At 53.8% G+C, this 18,191-nt stretch carries 17 protein-coding genes, 8 tRNA genes and 1 rRNA gene; all 26 read left to right on the top strand.

Translation table 11 applies throughout. The annotated features are described in order from the left end of the window. Window positions 1-680: ribosomal RNA gene (locus GQY55_RS07730) — 23S ribosomal RNA — on the top strand; the annotation flags it as partial. Between the two features lie 179 nt (window positions 681-859). Beyond that, window positions 860-951 (top strand) — tRNA-Ser (locus GQY55_RS07725). A gap of 31 nt (window positions 952-982) precedes the next feature. Continuing rightward, window positions 983-1,059 (top strand) — tRNA-Met (locus GQY55_RS07720). 9 nt (window positions 1,060-1,068) lie between these two features. Further along, a tRNA-Val gene (locus GQY55_RS07715) sits at window positions 1,069-1,144 on the top strand. 5 nt (window positions 1,145-1,149) lie between these two features. After that, window positions 1,150-1,225, top strand: a tRNA-Thr gene (locus GQY55_RS07710). A 12-nt stretch (window positions 1,226-1,237) separates the two neighbouring features. Further along, window positions 1,238-1,314, top strand: a tRNA-Asp gene (locus GQY55_RS07705). A gap of 70 nt (window positions 1,315-1,384) precedes the next feature. Beyond that, window positions 1,385-1,457, top strand: a tRNA-Phe gene (locus GQY55_RS07700). Window positions 1,458-1,465: 8 nt separating this feature from the next. Continuing rightward, window positions 1,466-1,551 (top strand) — tRNA-Tyr (locus GQY55_RS07695). Between the two features lie 7 nt (window positions 1,552-1,558). Beyond that, window positions 1,559-1,631: transfer RNA gene (locus tag GQY55_RS07690), tRNA-Lys, on the top strand. 202 nt (window positions 1,632-1,833) lie between these two features. Beyond that, on the top strand, window positions 1,834-2,985 hold the full coding sequence (locus GQY55_RS07685) for a PucR family transcriptional regulator (protein WP_236575471.1): 1,152 nt from the start codon (window positions 1,834-1,836) through the stop codon (window positions 2,983-2,985). A gap of 104 nt (window positions 2,986-3,089) precedes the next feature. Continuing rightward, window positions 3,090-4,214, top strand: coding sequence for an ABC transporter ATP-binding protein (locus GQY55_RS07680; protein ID WP_160039769.1), 1,125 nt, complete (start codon window positions 3,090-3,092; stop codon window positions 4,212-4,214). A gap of 237 nt (window positions 4,215-4,451) precedes the next feature. Next, entirely contained in the window at window positions 4,452-5,390 is a 939-nt protein-coding gene (gene hprK, locus GQY55_RS07675; protein WP_160039767.1) for an HPr(Ser) kinase/phosphatase, read from the top strand. A gap of 12 nt (window positions 5,391-5,402) precedes the next feature. Next, window positions 5,403-6,440: a prolipoprotein diacylglyceryl transferase gene (gene lgt, locus GQY55_RS07670; protein WP_160039766.1), complete on the top strand. Its 1,038-nt coding sequence runs from the start codon at window positions 5,403-5,405 to the stop codon at window positions 6,438-6,440. A 7-nt stretch (window positions 6,441-6,447) separates the two neighbouring features. Then, window positions 6,448-7,089: a pyrophosphatase PpaX gene (gene ppaX, locus GQY55_RS07665; RefSeq protein WP_160039765.1), complete on the top strand. Its 642-nt coding sequence runs from the start codon at window positions 6,448-6,450 to the stop codon at window positions 7,087-7,089. A 6-nt stretch (window positions 7,090-7,095) separates the two neighbouring features. After that, on the top strand, window positions 7,096-7,635 hold the full coding sequence (locus GQY55_RS07660; protein ID WP_201452110.1) for an acyltransferase: 540 nt from the start codon (window positions 7,096-7,098) through the stop codon (window positions 7,633-7,635). Window positions 7,636-7,985: 350 nt separating this feature from the next. Beyond that, window positions 7,986-9,176, top strand: coding sequence for an acyltransferase (locus GQY55_RS07655; protein ID WP_160039764.1), 1,191 nt, complete (start codon window positions 7,986-7,988; stop codon window positions 9,174-9,176). A 261-nt stretch (window positions 9,177-9,437) separates the two neighbouring features. After that, complete coding sequence (locus GQY55_RS07650) at window positions 9,438-10,604, top strand: ATP phosphoribosyltransferase regulatory subunit (protein WP_160039763.1); 1,167 nt, start codon at window positions 9,438-9,440, stop codon at window positions 10,602-10,604. A 53-nt stretch (window positions 10,605-10,657) separates the two neighbouring features. After that, a complete protein-coding gene (gene hisG, locus GQY55_RS07645; RefSeq protein ID WP_160039762.1) occupies window positions 10,658-11,290 on the top strand; it encodes an ATP phosphoribosyltransferase in 633 nt (210 codons plus the stop codon). Between the two features lie 52 nt (window positions 11,291-11,342). Further along, on the top strand, window positions 11,343-12,650 hold the full coding sequence (gene hisD / locus GQY55_RS07640; protein ID WP_160039761.1) for a histidinol dehydrogenase: 1,308 nt from the start codon (window positions 11,343-11,345) through the stop codon (window positions 12,648-12,650). Further along, window positions 12,640-13,248, top strand: a complete 609-nt coding sequence (gene hisB, locus GQY55_RS07635; protein ID WP_160039760.1) for an imidazoleglycerol-phosphate dehydratase HisB — start codon at window positions 12,640-12,642, stop codon at window positions 13,246-13,248. Before hisD ends, hisB begins: the two co-directional genes overlap by 11 nt. Further along, entirely contained in the window at window positions 13,249-13,875 is a 627-nt protein-coding gene (gene hisH / locus GQY55_RS07630) for an imidazole glycerol phosphate synthase subunit HisH (RefSeq protein WP_160039759.1), read from the top strand. Between the two features lie 146 nt (window positions 13,876-14,021). After that, window positions 14,022-14,750, top strand: a complete 729-nt coding sequence (gene hisA / locus GQY55_RS07625; protein WP_160039758.1) for a 1-(5-phosphoribosyl)-5-[(5-phosphoribosylamino)methylideneamino]imidazole-4-carboxamide isomerase — start codon at window positions 14,022-14,024, stop codon at window positions 14,748-14,750. 68 nt (window positions 14,751-14,818) lie between these two features. Continuing rightward, a complete protein-coding gene (hisF, locus tag GQY55_RS07620; RefSeq protein ID WP_160039757.1) occupies window positions 14,819-15,577 on the top strand; it encodes an imidazole glycerol phosphate synthase subunit HisF in 759 nt (252 codons plus the stop codon). Next, window positions 15,574-16,272: a bifunctional phosphoribosyl-AMP cyclohydrolase/phosphoribosyl-ATP diphosphatase HisIE gene (gene hisIE, locus GQY55_RS07615; protein WP_160039756.1), complete on the top strand. Its 699-nt coding sequence runs from the start codon at window positions 15,574-15,576 to the stop codon at window positions 16,270-16,272. The genes hisF and hisIE overlap by 4 nt, the downstream gene beginning before the upstream one ends. 16 nt (window positions 16,273-16,288) lie before the next feature. After that, entirely contained in the window at window positions 16,289-17,113 is an 825-nt protein-coding gene (gene hisJ / locus GQY55_RS07610) for a histidinol-phosphatase HisJ (protein ID WP_160039755.1), read from the top strand. Between the two features lie 21 nt (window positions 17,114-17,134). Next, entirely contained in the window at window positions 17,135-18,082 is a 948-nt protein-coding gene (locus tag GQY55_RS07605; protein ID WP_160039754.1) for a ribose-phosphate diphosphokinase, read from the top strand. Window positions 18,083-18,191 lie beyond the last annotated feature (109 nt).

Genomic DNA, 18,191 nt, shown 5'->3' with positions numbered 1-18,191 from the left:
AACCGGTATGGGGACAGTGTCAGGTGGGCAGTTTGACTGGGGCGGTCGCCTCCTAAAGAGTAACGGAGGCGCCCCAAGGTTCCCTCAGAATGGTTGGAAATCATTCGAAGAGTGCAAAGGCAGAAGGGAGCTTGACTGCGAGACCTACAAGTCGAGCAGGGACGAAAGTCGGGCTTAGTGATCCGGTGGTACCGCATGGAAGGGCCATCGCTCAACGGATAAAAGCTACCCTGGGGATAACAGGCTTATCTCCCCCAAGAGTCCACATCGACGGGGAGGTTTGGCACCTCGATGTCGGCTCATCGCATCCTGGGGCTGAAGTAGGTCCCAAGGGTTGGGCTGTTCGCCCATTAAAGCGGTACGCGAGCTGGGTTCAGAACGTCGTGAGACAGTTCGGTCCCTATCTGTCGTGGGCGTAGGAAATTTGAGAGGAGCTGTCCTTAGTACGAGAGGACCGGGATGGACGTACCGCTGGTGCACCAGTTGTTCCGCCAGGAGCATGGCTGGGTAGCTACGTACGGACGGGATAAGCGCTGAAAGCATCTAAGCGTGAAGCCCCCCTCAAGATGAGATTTCCCAGTATGTAAGACCCCTTGAAGACGACGAGGTAGATAGGTTGGAGGTGGAAGTGCAGCAATGCATGGAGCTGACCAATACTAATCGGTCGAGGGCTTATCCTAAAACAACCCCAAAAAGTGAAGCTTAGGCTTCGCGGTTCATTCCGAATACTTTTCGGGGGCCCGGATTTAAAACCGGGAAATGCTACGGAAAATATTAAAACGCAAAACGTTTCGTATCTAGTTTTCAGGTGATCAAACATCTGACTTGAATATCCTTTTGTATATACAGCGAAATACTTGGAGAGATACCCAAGTGGCTATAAGGGGACCCTCTGCTAAGGGGTTAGACTGCGTAAGCGGTGCGAGGGTTCGAATCCCTCTCTCTCCGCCATTGTATATTACAGAAGCGATATGATAAATATGGCGGCGTAGCTCAGCTGGCTAGAGCGTACGGTTCATACCCGTGAGGTCGGGGGTTCGATCCCCTCCGCCGCTACCATACATATTTGGAGACTTAGCTCAGCTGGGAGAGCATCTGCCTTACAAGCAGAGGGTCGGGGGTTCGATCCCCTCAGTCTCCACCATGTATGCCGGTGTAGCTCAATTGGTAGAGCAACTGACTTGTAATCAGTAGGTTGGGGGTTCAAGTCCTCTCGCCGGCACCATCTGAATAATGCGGAACCGTGGTGTAGAGGCCTAACATGCCTGCCTGTCACGCAGGAGATCGCGGGTTCGAATCCCGTCGGTTCCGCCATTCAATTTCATACGGATTTCCACAAAGGAAAGTGGGAAGATGAATATCAACCACTTTATTTTGTTTGTAAGGCTCGGTAGCTCAGTCGGTAGAGCAGAGGACTGAAAATCCTCGTGTCGGCGGTTCGATTCCGTCCCGAGCCACCTTATATGGAGGCTTAGCGAAGTGGCCAAACGCAGCAGACTGTAAATCTGTTCTCGTACGAGTTCGGTGGTTCGAATCCATCAGCCTCCACCAGTTTTATGAGCCATTAGCTCAGTTGGTAGAGCACCTGACTTTTAATCAGGGTGTCGAAGGTTCGAGTCCTTCATGGCTCATCCAAAGACCATTAACCGTTTCGGTTGGTGGTCTTTTTGTTTTTCGCGAATGTTTTTTAGAAAAAAACGCTAGCCGATCAGCTCTGTGTTGAAATCTCCAAAAGCTATTCCTTTCAAACGAACCCGTTTTTCGGAATTTGCTCCGCAATATGATAAAATAAGAAACAAAAATGGCAAAGTGGTGGAGACATCGATGGTGGAGATGGAAACATTACGTACCAAGTTGGAGCAAATCGTCGGGGCGCCTTTGCGCATCAAGCAGTTGACCAAGCAGCAATCAGAGATCGTATTCGATCAAACCGAACATCAGGATCAGGGTACAACATCCAAGGGACATGCAACAAGCAACGGACGAAAGCGCAAGCTGAGGGATTCCGTCGTCGTGGATGAAAGCGTTTGGTATCCTCTTTATGCAAAAAACGGACATATTCATGTACTTGAGGCTCCCATGCACGAAATTAGCCGCGAAGCAATGCAGCTCATTGAGCTGCTTGTATCCCAAGTCAGACCGCAAAACGATGAACCCACCGCGGTTCAAGCCGAAGAAGAACGGGAGGTTCTTCGATTCAGCGCATGGCTGATGGAACAGCTGGATCAGGAACGCGGCGATAGCGATATTCCGGATGACTTGGAAATCAAACGCCGTTTGAGCGGCGAAATGATCCCGTTTCTCCTGACATCAGAAAGCGTTCATGCCGTCGAGGTTCATCGGATCCAGCTGAAGAAGCTGCTGAAAAGCTATTTTGACGGGGAAGTGGTGCTTGTGCCTCTTCGCGGCCATGAATGGCTGATTTTGGCGAAAAAGGAGCTGGTCATTGGCGCCGGAGAGGATAAAGACGAAGAAAACGCCGAATCCGAGACGGACATGCTTTCGGCTTTTTGCCTGGGGCTGTACGAATTGATCGCAAACGAATGGGTCGGGACCTTCCATTTGTCCGTGACGCCTTCCTTTATGCCGGCCAAGACTTTGCCTTCTACGGTGAGTCTTCTCAGGGAGACGATATTTTTAGGGCGGACGTTCCATGTCGCGAAGCATGTCCATTTCCCGTGGGAGCTGCTGCTGGAGAGGCTTATATACAGCATCCCTCTGGATCAACGCAGGCTGTTTTTGGAGCAGGCGGGGGATTACGGGGTGTTGTTTTCCGACAATGAAACGTTATCGACGCTCGAAACCTTTTTTCAGCTCGATTGCAACGTCAGCGAGACGGCCAAACGGTTATATATTCACCGGAATACGCTTTTATACCGTCTGGATAAAATCAAACAAGAGACCGGACTGGACGTCAGAAGCTTCGGAGACGCGGTATTGGTGAAGCTGACGATGTTATTGTATAAAGTAACGAAAAGAAAATAGGTTTTTTGTGCAGTTTGTGTATAGCCAGTCTGTAGGGGTTAGGTTATTATAATACTATAAAAATGTATTCGATTTCATAATATACACTTAAGGGGGCAAATCTCATGGCAGGTGTACGTTTAGAGCATATTTTCAAAAAATATCCGGGTTCCGACAAAGCGACGGTTAAGGATATCAGCCTTGATATTCAGGACAAGGAGTTTTTGGTACTGGTAGGACCTTCCGGTTGCGGTAAATCCACTACCCTTCGTATGATCGCCGGTTTGGAAGAGATTTCGGAAGGAAAGCTTTACATCGGCGACCGCGTCGTGAACGACGTCGCTCCTAAAGACCGCGATATCGCGATGGTATTCCAATCTTACGCTTTGTATCCTCACATGAACGTATATCAAAACATGGCATTTGGCCTGAAGCTGCGTAAAGTGAAGAAAGACGAAATTGACAAACGTGTACGTGAAGCAGCAAAAATCCTCGACATCGAGCATTTGCTTGATCGCAAACCGAAGGCTCTCTCCGGCGGTCAGCGTCAACGTGTTGCCTTGGGCCGCGCGATCGTGCGTGATCCGCAAGTCTTCCTTATGGACGAACCGCTTTCCAACTTGGACGCTAAACTTCGCGGTCAGATGCGCGCGGAAATCACGAAACTGGTTAAACGTCTTGAAACCACATGTATCTACGTAACGCACGACCAAACAGAAGCCATGACCATGGGTGACCGTATCGTCGTTATGCAAGACGGCATCATTCAACAGGCTGCTTCTCCGGAAGTACTGTACAATAGCCCTCAAAACCTGTTCGTTGCCGGATTCATCGGTTCCCCTACGATGAACTTCATCAACGGTACACTGAGCGAATCCAATGGAGCCGTACGTTTCCGCGCCGAAGGTCTGGACGTTGAAGTTCCGGGCGGAAAAGCTCAGCTTCTGAAAAGCAAAGGTTATATCGGTAAAGAGGTTGTTATGGGCGTTCGTCCGGAAGATATCCACGAAGAGCCTGTATTCATGGAAGCTTCTCCAAACACGATCTTTACTTCCCATGTAGATGTTACGGAAAACCTGGGTCACGAAATGCTCCTCTACCTGAGCGGCGTTGGCAGCGACACGGTAATCGCCCGCGTCGACGGACGTTCCAACACTCGCGAAGGAAGCAGCGTTCGTCTTGCCGTAGATATGAACAAAATTCATATCTTCGACAAAGAAACTGAATTGAACGTATTGTTGACGGACTAATCCAGGCGGTATGCCTGAAACCGAAAGGCCGCCCATATGGGCGGCCTTTTTATATTGGTTAAAACGGTAAAAGACACGTTGGCTCACCGGCAGCGGCTGCCCGGTTCCGCTCCAGTTGGCCGGCATTGCATTCATTGGAAATTTCCGATACGATGAGTACATTAGATTCGTTGGAATCGCCCAAGAACAGCAAAGGGGCTGAATTCTGAGCCAATCGGACAGAAAGGAAGATCTGACATGGCCAAAAAAGTGAAAGTAGCAGAATTGGTACAGCAATTTCAGCTGGAAGTGATATCCGGTGAGCAAGGATTAAAACGGGTCATAACAACCGATGACTTGAATCGTCCGGGCCTGGAAATGGCCGGTTATTTTGAGTATCATCCGCAAGAACGGGTTCAGCTGCTCGGAAGAACGGAGCTGGCCTTTTTTAGCATGCTTAAGCCGGAAGAACGGAAAGATCGCATGGAGCGCCTGTGCGGCGAAGTCACTCCCTGCATCGTGGTTACGAGGGGACTCGACGTGCCGGAAGAGCTTGTGCAGATGAGCCAGGAAAAACATGTTCCCGTACTGCGAAGCAGCATGGCGACGACGATTTTATCCAGCCGCATTACGGGATTTTTGGAAAGAAGGCTTGCGCCGACGACGACCATTCATGGCGTATTGTGCGACGTGTACGGCGTGGGGATGCTGATCACGGGCAGCAGCGGCATCGGAAAAAGCGAAACGGCACTGGAGCTTGTCAAAAGGGGCCACCGGCTGATCGCCGACGATGCGGTCGAAATCCGCCAAACGTCCGACAGCCAATTGCACGGCACGGCTCCTGAGCTCATCCGTCACCTGCTGGAAATCCGCGGCGTCGGCATCATCAATGTCATGACGCTGTTTGGCGCCGGAGCCATCCGCAACAATAAACGCATTACGCTGGTCGTGAAACTGGAAGCTTGGCAGCAGGATAAGCAGTACGACCGCCTTGGCCTGGATGAAGAAACGACGCGGATTCTGGATACCGATATTCCGCTCGTGACGATTCCGGTTCGCCCTGGCCGAAACCTGGCCGTCATCATCGAGGTCGCGGCGATGAACTATCGCCTGAAGCAGATGGGTCTGAACGCGGCCCTGCAATTTACGAACAAGCTGACCGCAACGATTGCGGAAGACATGGAAGATATGGATTAGGAGAGTGAAAACATGGCCACATTGCTGCTCAATCCAATCGCTTTTTCGATTGGTTCCTTGTCCGTCCACTGGTACGGCCTAATATTAGGCTTCGGTGCGCTGGCAGGGCTTCTGATTGCCATCCGCGAAGGCAAAAGGTTCGGCATTCAGCCGGAATTTTTTATGGATTTGCTGCTGCTTGGCGTGCCTTCCGCCATTATCGGCGCGCGGATTTATTTTGTCGCGTTTAAATGGGATGATTATAAGGATCATCTGGTCGATGTCTTCAAAATATGGAACGGCGGGATCGCCATTTACGGTGCCCTGATCGGCGCCATCATTTGCGCGGTCATCTATTTCCGGTACAGAGGTTATAATTTCTGGCGGATTGCGGACATTTGCGCTCCCGCGTTATTGACGGGGCAAATGATCGGGCGTTGGGGCAACTACGTCAACCAGGAAGCCTACGGCGGACCGGTCGAGGAATCGTTTCTGCGGGATCGGCTCCACCTTCCGAACTTTATCGTGGACCAAATGAATGTGCAGGGCGTATACCATCACCCGACATTTTTGTATGAATCGTTATGGAGCCTCGTGGGCATTATTATTTTATTCGTTCTCCGCCGCCAAAGATTTTTGCGGGCTGCCGAGCTGTTTTTGAGTTATTTCATCTGGTATTCGATCGGACGCTTTTTTATCGAGGGGCTTCGTACCGACTCGCTGGCCTTTATCGGGCCGAATTGGCTGGCGTCGTTTGTAAACGGGCTGTGGAAGCCGATGGAATGGTTCGGTTTCGAGCATGGAGCGCTGGATCCTGCTTACGGCAACGTAAGGATCTCGCAGCTGCTGGCCATTTTCATCGTTGTTGCGGCCGTTATCATTATTATCGTGCGTCGTGCAACGGGCAAAGCGGAGGTTCGTTACCTGGATCCGATTTATTCCACCAAAGCAGCTCATGACCATGTTCCTGATGCAGCGGGTGAGGAAACCGGCGCAGAACGCGACGAACCGCCTGCAGAAGCCGTAAAAGACAATCAATCGGCAGAGAACACGGAGGACAAAAAGGAGTAATTGCAGCATGATAGACACCGTATTGTTCGATTTGGACGGAACGATCGTGGACACGAACGAATTGATTATCAGCTCATTTATGCATGTGTTGGAAAAGCACGGGCTTGCGCCGCTGACGCGGGAAGAAATGATCCCGAAAATGGGGGCGACGCTGGAACAGCAGCTTCGGCATTTTTCCGGCCTCGGGGATATTACGGCGCTCCACAAGACGTACCGGAGCTACAACGATGAGCATCATGACGCGATGGTAGAGCTTTTTCCCCATGTGGAGGAAGTCGTGCGTGAGCTTCATGGGAAAGGAATACGCCTGGGCGTTGTAACGACGAAAAATAAACCCGGAACGATCCGGGTCTTGGACATGTTCGGCCTGCAAAAATATATGGACGCGGTAATTACGCTGAACGACGTCGAGCATCCGAAACCGCATCCCGAGCCTGTGCTGAAGGCGGTTCAGCTGCTGGGTTCGGATCCTGCCCGCACGCTGATGGTCGGAGACAGTCCGATGGACATCCAGTCGGCTAAAGCCGCGGGCGTATTGGCGGCGGGAGTGGCGTGGTCCTTAAAAGGCGAAAAAACGCTGTTGGAGTATAAGCCGGATTACATACTGAAGGACATGCATGATCTATTTTCGCTGGTAGAACAGGAGTAGAGCATTGTGAGAAAAGTGACGCGGTATCCGGTGGAAGGGCCAAACGCGCTTTGGCAAATCTACAAGACCGTCAGCCCCTGGAAAGGGGTCAAAAATTTCATCTGCATTCAGGCGGCGCGGTACTGCCCGATCCTTCCGCTCAAAAACTGGATTTATCGGCATCTGATCGGCATGCAGGTCGGCGAGCACACGGCGTTTGGGCTGATGGTGATGGTCGACGTGTTTTTTCCGGAAAAGATCCGTATCGGCAAAAACTCGATTATCGGCTATAACTCTACCATTTTGGCGCATGAATATTTGATAGACGAATATCGGCTCGGAGAAGTTGTGATCGGGGATCATGTCCTCATCGGGGCGAACACCACCATTCTTCCGGGCGTGACGATCGGGGACAGGGCGGTCGTTGCGGCCGGGGCCGTCGTCCATAAGGACGTGGCTCCGGGGGCGTTCGTCGGCGGCAATCCGCTTCGGGATTTAAAACGCAGCAGCGACATCGACGCAAAGGACGAGCCGGTGGCGGTGGGATCGCGGTGGCCGGACGGATAAGCGTGCACCTTGATTCATGGTAAAGACTCAAAACATCCAAAGCAAGCTAGAGCATCCTCAGCAGCTTTGGGTGTTTTTTGTGATATAAAAAGTTTCATGAAAGTACGTCAGAAGACGTTTTTCTTCTCGTTATATGCTGCCGTGGTTCTATTAAAAGGCATGATAGATGACGGTTTTTAGATATCCGGGCTTTTTACGCAATGGTTACAGTATCGTCGTATTTTCTTTTTTTCTGGCGCATTTGGTAGAAAGTATAGTATTTTTAGATAGAGAGGATTTTTTTGGGGAGTTCGCTAGAGACAACTAGACCGTAACGCGCAGGGGAAATCAATGAATACGGGAGAGTTTGCATGTTAAAGAAAAAAGAACGTATTATGGAGCTGGACATTTTCCGCTCTTTTGCCATCATGGCCGTATTGTTTATTCATGCTACATCCACGACGCTGGTGACGACGAAAGGAACCTCGTCCTATTATCCGTTTTTGTTCATCAATACTTTCAGCAAATTCGCCGTGCCTGTCTTTATCTTTTTGAGCGGGTTCGTGTTATTTTACAATTATTTGGACAAGCCGCTGAATAAATCGATGCTGAAAACTTTTTATACCAAACGATTGCTATACATATTAGTCCCGTATATTTTAGTCTCATTTTGCTATTTTATTCTGAATACGTACGCCAAGGGAAAGCTTGGCCTTCCACTTACGCAGCTCGGGCATGATTTTGGCCTCCAGTTGTTAAAAGGGACCGCCCACACCCATCTGTATTATGTGATCATTATGCTGCAGCTGTACATTATGTTTCCGCTTTTTTTATGGTGGTTTCAAAAACAGCGCTCGATTTTGCCATGGGTGGCTTTGATCGGTTTCGCCATTCAATGGCTGTATACCTATCTGAATAAATACGGTTTTCATATGCCTCAAGCCGGAGTCTATGGGCAAGGCATCAAACTGCCGCTTCCCAAAGGAAGTATCGCGTTTTCCTATATGTCCTTCTATTTATTCGGCGCGTTGATCGCAGCCTACTATTCGCAGCTGAAAGAATGGCTGATAATGACCTGGGAGGGCTTCAAAAGCGGAAAAGGCATCGTCTGGATTGTGATCTGGGCGGCCTGGCTTGCCGTGGGAATCCTGAATGTGAATCTCTATTATCTAGGCATCAAAATCAACACTTTATGGTATGAGCTCGTGTGGGACGTGCATTGCTTGTTGTCTTGCATCGTGCTGATGCAGGTCTCCTATTTGATTTATCGGCATGGCTGGAGATGGCTCAGCGGGGCGCTGACGTCTATGGGAGCCTGCTCATTCGGCATTTTCCTGCTGCATCCGGCGCTGTTGTTTTTGTACCGCAAAATTCCTGCCCATGGAGGCACGCTGGAATATGCCGCGCGGATTGCGGGAGGATGGATCATCGCCCTGGGCGTGTCGTGGCTGGTCGTCTATATTGCCTTCCGTTACGTAAGCTGGTCCTGGATTTTCTTCGGAACGGCGCCGCAACGTCCGCAAAAACAAATGGAAGACCAAACCGTCAAACTCAATATGTAATGATGTAATGATGAAGCCGTCCGGTTATGCCGGGCGGTTTTTAAATGCCTGACAAGCGGGGTAATCGATTGGTAAAATGTCGGTAACAGCAAGGGGAATCTAAAAAGGTTTGTAAACCGGGAATATCCGGTCGGGCATCGTTGACGGAAACGACATTTCATGTTAATATATCCATTATTCTTTAATTTGGTAGTATGGTAGCACTTTAACGTAATGAAGAAATTAAACATAAATAACCTGAAATCATTGAGGTGAACCTTCGTGACGAAACCAAAAGGTTTTGAAAAACCGGTCGGTGTTCGCGACTACTTGCCGTATGCCGTGGATAAGCTGCGCACGATCGAGCGCAATGTGCTCGACTGCATGAGCCGCTGGGGATATCGGCAGATCATGACGCCGACGATGGAATTTTACGATACCGTGGGGGTGGCCAGCTCGACGTCCGACCAGAAGCTGTTCAAGCTGCTGAACAACCGCGGCACGACGCTGGTGCTCCGTTCGGATATGACTTCTCCCATTGCGCGGGTGGTTTCTTCCCTGCTGAAAGAAGAGCCGCTGCCGATCCGCCTGTCGTATCATGCCAACGTGTTTCGGGCGTTTGAGGAGGAGGCGGGACGCGAAGCCGAGTTTTTCCAAACCGGGGTGGAGCTGGTCGGAGACGATTCGCCGGAGGCGGATGCCGAAGTGGTGGCGCTGGCGATCGAATCGCTCAAAGCGGCGGGCGTCTCTACCTTTAGGATCGCCATGGGCCACGTCGGCTTTCTGAATGGGCTGTTCGAGGAGGTGCTGGCCGGCGAAGATCAGGCGCAGCAGACGCTTAAGCAGCATTTGCTTGACCGCAATTACGTCGGCTTCCGTCAAGCGATCCGGGAGTTGTCCATGTCCGATTCGCAGCGGGAAAAGCTCGAGGCCATCCTGCGCCTGCGCGGCGGAAAGGAAATTTGCGATGAGGCGTTGGCGCTGAGTGAGCATGAGCTTGCGCGGACCTCGATCAGCCATCTGTGCAAGGTGTGGGAGGTATTGGAGGCCTACGGCGTATCCGAGCATGTTCTGATCGATCTGACGATGATCGGCGATTTTTCTTATTATACGGGCATGACGTTTGAAGGTTATGCGGCCGAAATCGGTTTTCCGGTGTGCAGCGGAGGAAGGTACGACAATTTGCTGCGCCAGTTCGGAAGGGATGTGCCGGCAACCGGCTTTGCGCTCAAGACCAACCGGATACTCGACGGCGTACACGGCAGCGTGGAAGAAGCGCAGCAGCCCGTACTTATCAGGTATACAGCGGCAAATCGCCATCGGGGTCTCGCGCGTGCGGGAGAGCTCAGAAAGCAGAGCCGGGCGGTTGTGACGCAGCTGATCCAGGACGGGAACGAAAATCGGACGGAAAACGAAAAGCTTTATGCCGCAGTGGAGACCTTCTCATAAAGAGAAACGAATATGAACCGAACGGTGAAAACAACCAAAAAGGAGGGAGAATGTTGGCTGAGACATTAAAGGTAGCGATGCCGAAAGGACGGATATACAAAAAAGCGGCGGAGCTGTTCCGCGCAGCCGGTTTGCCGATCGAGGCGGAGGTGGATGAAACCCGGAAGCTGGTCATCGATTTGCCGGAGCTCGGCATGGAATTCATTTTGGCCAAACCGGTGGATGTGCCGACATACGTGGAATACGGCGCGGCGGATATCGGCATCGTCGGCAAGGACGTCCTGATGGAAGAAAACAGGGACGTATACGAGCTGCTGGATTTAGGCATCGCCAAATGCCGCATGTCGGTCATCGGACTGCCGAACTGGCAGCCGGGGATACAGCAGCGGGTAGCAACGAAATATCCGAACGTGGCATCCCAATATTTTCGCGAGCAGGGGCAGCAAGTCGAAGTCATCAAGCTGAACGGTTCCATCGAACTTGCGCCGCTGATCGGTCTTGCCGACCGCATCGTGGATATGGTGGAGACCGGGCAGACGCTGAAAGAAAACGGGCTGGTCGAAATGAACCGGATTTTTGACATCACCAGCCGCCTGATCGCCAACCGGGTAAGCTACCGGATGAAAAATGCGCAAATTCAATCGTTATGCGACCGTCTGCAAAAGGCGATTGCCTCTGAAGCATAAAGCTGCCTCCAGGCAGGACTACACGGATGACGAGAGCGAGGAGAGATGAGAAATGAAAGTGGTGTCTGTTGAACAATTCGATCTGCGCAGGGAAGTCGATTACGGAACGCCGGAGCAAAACGAAACCGTAAAGAAGATCGTTCATGACGTCAAAACCGGAGGGGACGCAGCGCTGCTTCGTTATACGAAAGAGCTGGATCATGCGGAGCTTACCGCGGGCATGCTGCGGGTGACTCAAGCCGAGCTGGATGCGGCGTACGAACAGGTCGATGATTCTTTTGTTCAAGCCATCTCGGCTGCCGCCCGAAACATCCGTGAATTCCATATGCGGGAGAAACGCAATTCGTGGATGGATCTTCAGCCCGACGGCAGCATTTTGGGGCAAATCATCCGGCCGCTGAAGCGCGTCGGCGTCTACGTTCCGGGTGGGAAGGCGGCGTACCCGTCTTCGGTGCTGATGAATGTCATCCCGGCGCAGGTTGCGGGCGTTCCCGAAATCGTGATGGTCACGCCGCCTTCGACCGGCGGAGAAGAAGGGATTAATCCGTACATTCTGGTGGCGGCCGCGGAAGCGGGCGTTCACGAAATCTACCGCGTCGGCGGGGCGCAGGCCATCGCGGCACTCGCTTACGGCACGGAAACGATCGCCCCGGTCGATAAAATATGCGGCCCGGGCAACATCTACGTAGCGCTGGCGAAACGAGAGGTATACGGCGCCGTCGATATCGACAGCATCGCCGGTCCGAGCGAGATCGTCGTGCTTGCCGACGAGTCGGCGGATCCCGAGTTTGTGGCGGCCGACCTGCTATCGCAGGCGGAGCACGACGAGATGGCGTCGGCCATTCTCGTGACGCCGTCCCGCAAGCTGGCCGACCTCGTTGCCGCCGAAGTCGGGCGCCAGCTCGAGCTGCTGCCGAGACGGGCCATTGCGGCGGCATCGGTGGAACAATACGGGGCGATCATCGTGACCAGGTCGCTGCAGGAGGGAATATCGGTCGTAAACCGTTTGGCGCCGGAGCATTTGGAGTTGATGGTCGCGGATCCGATGGCGCATGTGGGCCTGATCGAAAATGCAGGGGCCATTTTCCTCGGCGCTTACAGCTCGGAGCCTGTCGGGGATTACTTCGCGGGTCCGAACCACATCATTCCGACGAACGGCACCGCGAGATTTTCCTCGCCGGTGGACGTGGACGATTTTATCAAGAAATCGAGCATGATTTACTACAGCAAGGAAGCCCTGCTTGCGAACGGGGCGGCGATTATGGAGCTGGCGCGCGGCGAAGGGCTGGAAGCGCATGCCCGGGCTATCGAGGTCCGGTTGAAACGGGAAGGAAAGGCAGGAGAAAACCATGGAATTTAATCAGGCAAACGGCGAAAGAAGCGCAAGCATCAGCCGCAAAACGAACGAAACGGACATCAAGCTGGCATTTTCCGTCGACGGCACGGGCGTATCGGAGCTGGAAACGGATGTGCCGTTTTTGAACCATATGCTGGACCTGTTCGCCAAGCACGGACAATTCGACTTGAAAGTGCAGGCGCGCGGGGACATTGAGATCGACGATCATCATACGGTAGAGGACATCGGCATTTGCCTCGGCCAGACACTTCGTGAGGCGCTCGGCGACAAAAAAGGCATCAAGCGTTATGCCAGCGTCTTCGTGCCGATGGACGAAGCGCTTGCCCAGGTCGTGATCGACATCAGCAACCGGCCGCATTTCGAATACCGTGCGGAATATCCTTCTTCGCAGGTCGGCAGCTTTTCGACGGAACTTGTGCATGAGTTTTTGTGGAAGCTGGCGCTGGAAGCGCGTATAACGCTCCATGTGATCGTGCATTACGGGCAAAACACGCACCACATGATCGAAGCGGTGTTTAAGGCGCTTGGCCGCGCGTTGGATGAAGCCACGGGCATTGATCCGCGCGTGACAGGGGTTCCATCCACGAAAGGAGTGCTGTAAGTGGCGATTGCGATCGTGGATTACGGCATGGGCAATCTGCACAGCGTGAGCAAAGCCGTGGAACGTCTCGGCGCCGAGGCGCTTGTGACCGGCGACCGCGCAGCCATCATGGATGCGGACGGCATCATTTTGCCCGGCGTGGGCGCGTTCGGCGACGCGATGGAGCATTTGCGGGATAGCGGACTTGACGGCGTCATGAAGGAGGCGGCTGCCGCAGGCAAACCGCTGCTCGGGATTTGCCTCGGCATGCAGCTGCTGTTCAGCAGCAGCGAAGAGCATGGCAGCCATGAAGGACTCGGCCTTTTGCCAGGCCGGGTCATCCGTTTTGCGGAAGGGAATTACAAAGTGCCGCATATGGGATGGAACCGGCTGGAGTTTCTCCAGAAGGATAACCCGCTGCTTGCGGGGCTTGCGGAAGGGCATGTCTATTTCGTGCATTCGTATCATGTTCTTCCGGAGGTAAAGACGGATCTGTTGGCGGTGACGGATTACGGACAGCCGGTAACGGCCATCGTCGGCCGCGGCAGCGTGTACGGCATGCAGTTCCATCCGGAAAAAAGCGGGGAGCTCGGCATGGAGCTGCTGGGACGTTTCCTTTCGCTTTGCGGCGCGGGCGTTCGGAACTAAGGTGGCGCGCAGCACGGGTGGCGTGCCGTTTCGTCGGCATCGATTGCGGGGGAGAACGGCAGGTTTGATGCCCGGATCTTGACCAAAACCCTATATCATGGGTGATTCAGGCGTTTCACGAAAAAGGGAAAGCGGGGAGTTATTCGATGTCATTCATCATCTATCCGGCCATTGATATCCGCGGAGGCAAATGCGTCCGCCTGATTCAAGGGGATTACAATCAAGAAACCGTTTATAACGACAGTCCGCTGGCTGCGGCCAAAGCATGGGAAGCGCAAGGCGGTGCTTACATTCATCTGGTGGATCTGGACGGAGCGAAAGCCGGGCACCCGGTCAACGACGAGGTGATCGGCCAAATCGCGGCGGGCGTAAACGTGCCGGTTCAGGTCGGAGGCGGGCTCAGGACGGTGAGCGACGTCAAACGCTTGCTTTCCCTCGGCGTGAGCCGCGTCATTATCGGCACCGCTGCGATCGAAGACCGGGCGTTTACGGAAGAGGTGCTCGGGACCTACGGCGACAAGGTGGCGATCGGGATCGATGCCCGGAACGGCTACGTGGCGACCCGCGGCTGGCTGGAAACGTCGGAGGTCAAAGCGGAGGAGCTCGCGAAGGAGCTGGCTGCCAAAGGCGCCGAAACGTTCATTTTTACCGACATTTCCAGGGACGGCATGATGCAGGGGCCAAACGTGGACGCCATCGTATCGTTGGCGAAAAGCAGCGGTCGGACCGTCATCGCCTCCGGCGGCGTCAGCGTCCTTGACGATTTGGTGCGCCTGAACGAACACGCCCGCAACGGCGTGGGCGGCGCCATCGTCGGCAAAGCCTTGTATACGGGCAGCATTGACCTTGCGGAAGCGGTGAAGGCATTAAAATAGAAGCGTACGAACGTGACGTCAAAGGTTACGCATTTGATCGCGGCGATTGACGAGAGGGGGACAAATCCATGCTGGCAAAACGCATCATTCCATGTCTGGACGTAAAAGACGGTCGGGTGGTTAAAGGGGTCAATTTCGAAAATTTGCGCGATGCGGGCGATCCGGTCGAACTTGCGGCATTATATGACCGCGAGGGCGCCGACGAGCTCGTATTCCTGGATATTTCGGCCTCCGTGGAAGGAAGGCAGACGATGGTGGAGGTCGTTCGCCAAACGGCCGGCGAAATCGCCATTCCGTTTACGGTCGGCGGGGGGATTTCGAGTGTCGAGGATATGACCCGCATCCTGCGGGCAGGCGCCGACAAAATCGGCATCAACACGGCGGCGGTGACGAATCCGCAGCTGATCGCGGACGGTGCGCGGCGTTTCGGCTCGCAGTGCATCGTCGTGGCCGTCGATGCCAAATACAACGAGGCCTGGGGCGAATGGGAAGTTTACACGCACGGCGGCCGCAAAGCCTCGGGAATTCGGGCCCTTGAGTGGGTGAAACAAGCGGAGAAGCTGGGCGCAGGCGAAATTTTGCTGACCAGCATGGATGCCGACGGCACGAAGGACGGCTTCGACCTTCCCCTGACGGCCGCCGTCGCGGACGCGGTCCGGATTCCCGTCATCGCTTCGGGCGGAGCGGGCACGAAGGACGACTTCGTCGACGTGTTTACGAAAGGAAAAGCGGATGCGGGGCTTGCAGCCACCATCTTTCACTATAAGGAAATTTCGATACCGGAGCTAAAGCAGGATTTGAAGCAAAAAGGAGTTGAGATCAGATGACGAATGAGCTGCAAGCGCAATCCTGGGAGCTGGTGAAGGAGCAAATCAAATTTGATAAGGACGGGCTTGTCCCGGCCATCGTTCAGGATGCCGCAACCAAAGACGTGCTGATGATGGCTTACATGAACGGGGAATCGCTGCAACGCTCGATGGAAAGCGGGGAAACCTGGTTTTGGAGCCGGTCGCGCGGAGAGCTGTGGCATAAGGGCGGAACCTCGGGCAACACGCAAAAAATCGTCTCCGCGCGTTATGATTGCGACGGCGATACCCTGTTGTTTCTGGTAAAACCCGCGGGACCGGCGTGCCATACCGGCGAGACGACCTGCTTCTACCGCGGGTTTGCGTCTCCTGCACCCGCTTCGGCGGAGTCGGGAACTGACGCGGCTCCCAGCGGATCTCGTTTTGCGGTTCTGGAGGAGCTGGAGCAAATCATCGCCGAGCGGGAAAAGGAGCGGCCGGAAGGCGCTTATACGACGTATCTTTTTGACAAAGGCATCGACAAAATCCTGAAAAAGGTCGGCGAGGAGACGGCGGAAACGATTATCGCCGCCAAAAACAAGGATAATGCCGAGCTGCGCCTTGAAGTCAGCGATTTGATCTATCACCTGCTTGTTCTGCTTCAGGAACGCAAGCTGCCGCTTGACGACATTATGGCCGAGCTGGAACGCCGCCACGAACGTCCGCGCAGGGACTAGAAAGGGAGTGGGAGGCATGTTGATCGATTACCATACGCACCATGTCCGCTGCGGCCATGCGGTCGGTGAACTGGAAGACTACGTGCGCCGCGGCATCGAAATCGGGCTGGACCACATCGGGCTGTCCGATCATATGCCGCTGCTTCATGTGAATCCTGCCGAATATTACCCGGAAATGGCGATGGCGATGGAAGAACTTCCACGTTACGTAGAGGAGTGTCTAAGCTTGAAGGAGAAGTATAAAGGACAGATTGATATACGAGTGGGTCTGGAAGGCGATTATATCGAAGGCTGGGAAGAGGCGATCGGGAAGATCGTCCAAGCTTATCCATGGGACTATGTCATCGGCTCCGTCCATTTCCTCGGCGAATGGGACATTACCGATCATCGGCAGATCCACGGCTGGGAAGGCCGCGACAAGCTTGAAGTCTACCGAACCTATTACGAAGCGGTACAAAAGGCTGCCGCAACCGGCTTTTACGATATTATGGGCCATTTGGACGTCATCAAACGGTTCGGCTTCCAACCGGGACCGGAAGCGGCCGCGGAAGTCGAGGCGCTGGAAAACGCCGCTCTCGCCGCCGTGGCTGCCTGCGGGGTTGCGATGGAGCTGAACGCGTCGGGCTTGTCCAAGCCTTGCGCGGACATGTTTCCGTCCGAGAGGATGCTGCAGGAAGCATACCGGCTGGGAATTCCGATGACGCTGGGATCCGATGCCCATGATCCGAAGAAGCTCGGGGAGAATTTGGACCGCGCAAGGCTGGCGCTTCATCAAGCGGGCTTCCGCCAGTTGGCGGTGTTCGAAAAGCGGCGGAGAACCATGGTTCCATTGGAAATCTAATTACGGTATCAGGAGGCGCAAATGCAGCACAGGGTGCGTATTTTTTCCGGATCGTCGAATCCGTTGTTGGCGGAAAGCATCTGCGAGATGCTTGGGGCAGAACTGGGCAGCGTTACGTTATCCCGTTTTAAAAGCGGCGAGATCTATGTGAATTACGAGGAAAGCATCCGCAACTGCGACGTGTTTATCGTGCAGTCGCTTTCGCATCCGATTAACGAGCTGTTCGTGGAGCTCCTGGTCATGATCGATGCGGCGAAACGGGCTCCGGCGCGGACGATCAACATCGTGATGCCTTATTACGGCTATGCCCGGCAGGAACGGAAATCGGCGCCACGTGAACCCATCTCCGCCAAAATGGTAGCGGATGTGTTGACGACAGCCGGAGCCAGCCGCGTCATCACGATTGATTTGCATGCGCCTGCGATCCAGGGATTTTTTAATATTCCCGTGGATCATCTGACTGCGCTCGACCTGATCAGCGAACATTTGAAGACGCTTAACCTGCCCAATCCCGTTATCGTGTCGCCCGACGCGGGAAGGGCTAAAACGGCGGAGAAGCTGGCGAACCATCTTGATTACCCGTTTGCCATCATGTTCAAAAAACGTCCGGCCCATAACGAATCGGTCATCACGCACGTGATCGGCGATGTGCATGGGAGGACCCCGATTATTATCGAGGATATCATCGATTCGGGGAACACGATCGTCAATGTCGTCGAAAGTCTGAAGGAGCGCGGGGCGTCCCCGGCCATCATATGCGCCACGCACGGGTTGTTTTCCGGTGACGGGCTGAAGCGGATGGCCCATCCCCATATCCAAAACGTGGTTGTCACCAATTCCATAGCGATCCAGGATCCTCCGCCGGAATGGCTGAAGGTATTGTCCGTTGCGCCGATCCTTTCCACCGCCGTACGGATCATCCTGGAAGGCGGCTCGCTCGCCAACCTGTTTAGAGACGCTGGAGTATAGCTCCAGCTTTTTTTCATTTCCGGGGCCCCTGCAGAGTACCCGAATCGGCTTCGAAGACACAGGCCCCTTTTGGGGCTTTTTTGTTTATTCGATCTCCAATTTCATGCTC

Source organism: Paenibacillus sp. USDA918EY (genome assembly GCF_009870825.1).
Classification (GTDB): Bacteria; Bacillota; Bacilli; order Paenibacillales; family Paenibacillaceae; genus Paenibacillus_AQ; species Paenibacillus_AQ albilobatus.
Note: the sequence above shows the minus strand (reverse complement) of the source record. Positions and strands in the feature narration are given on the sequence as shown.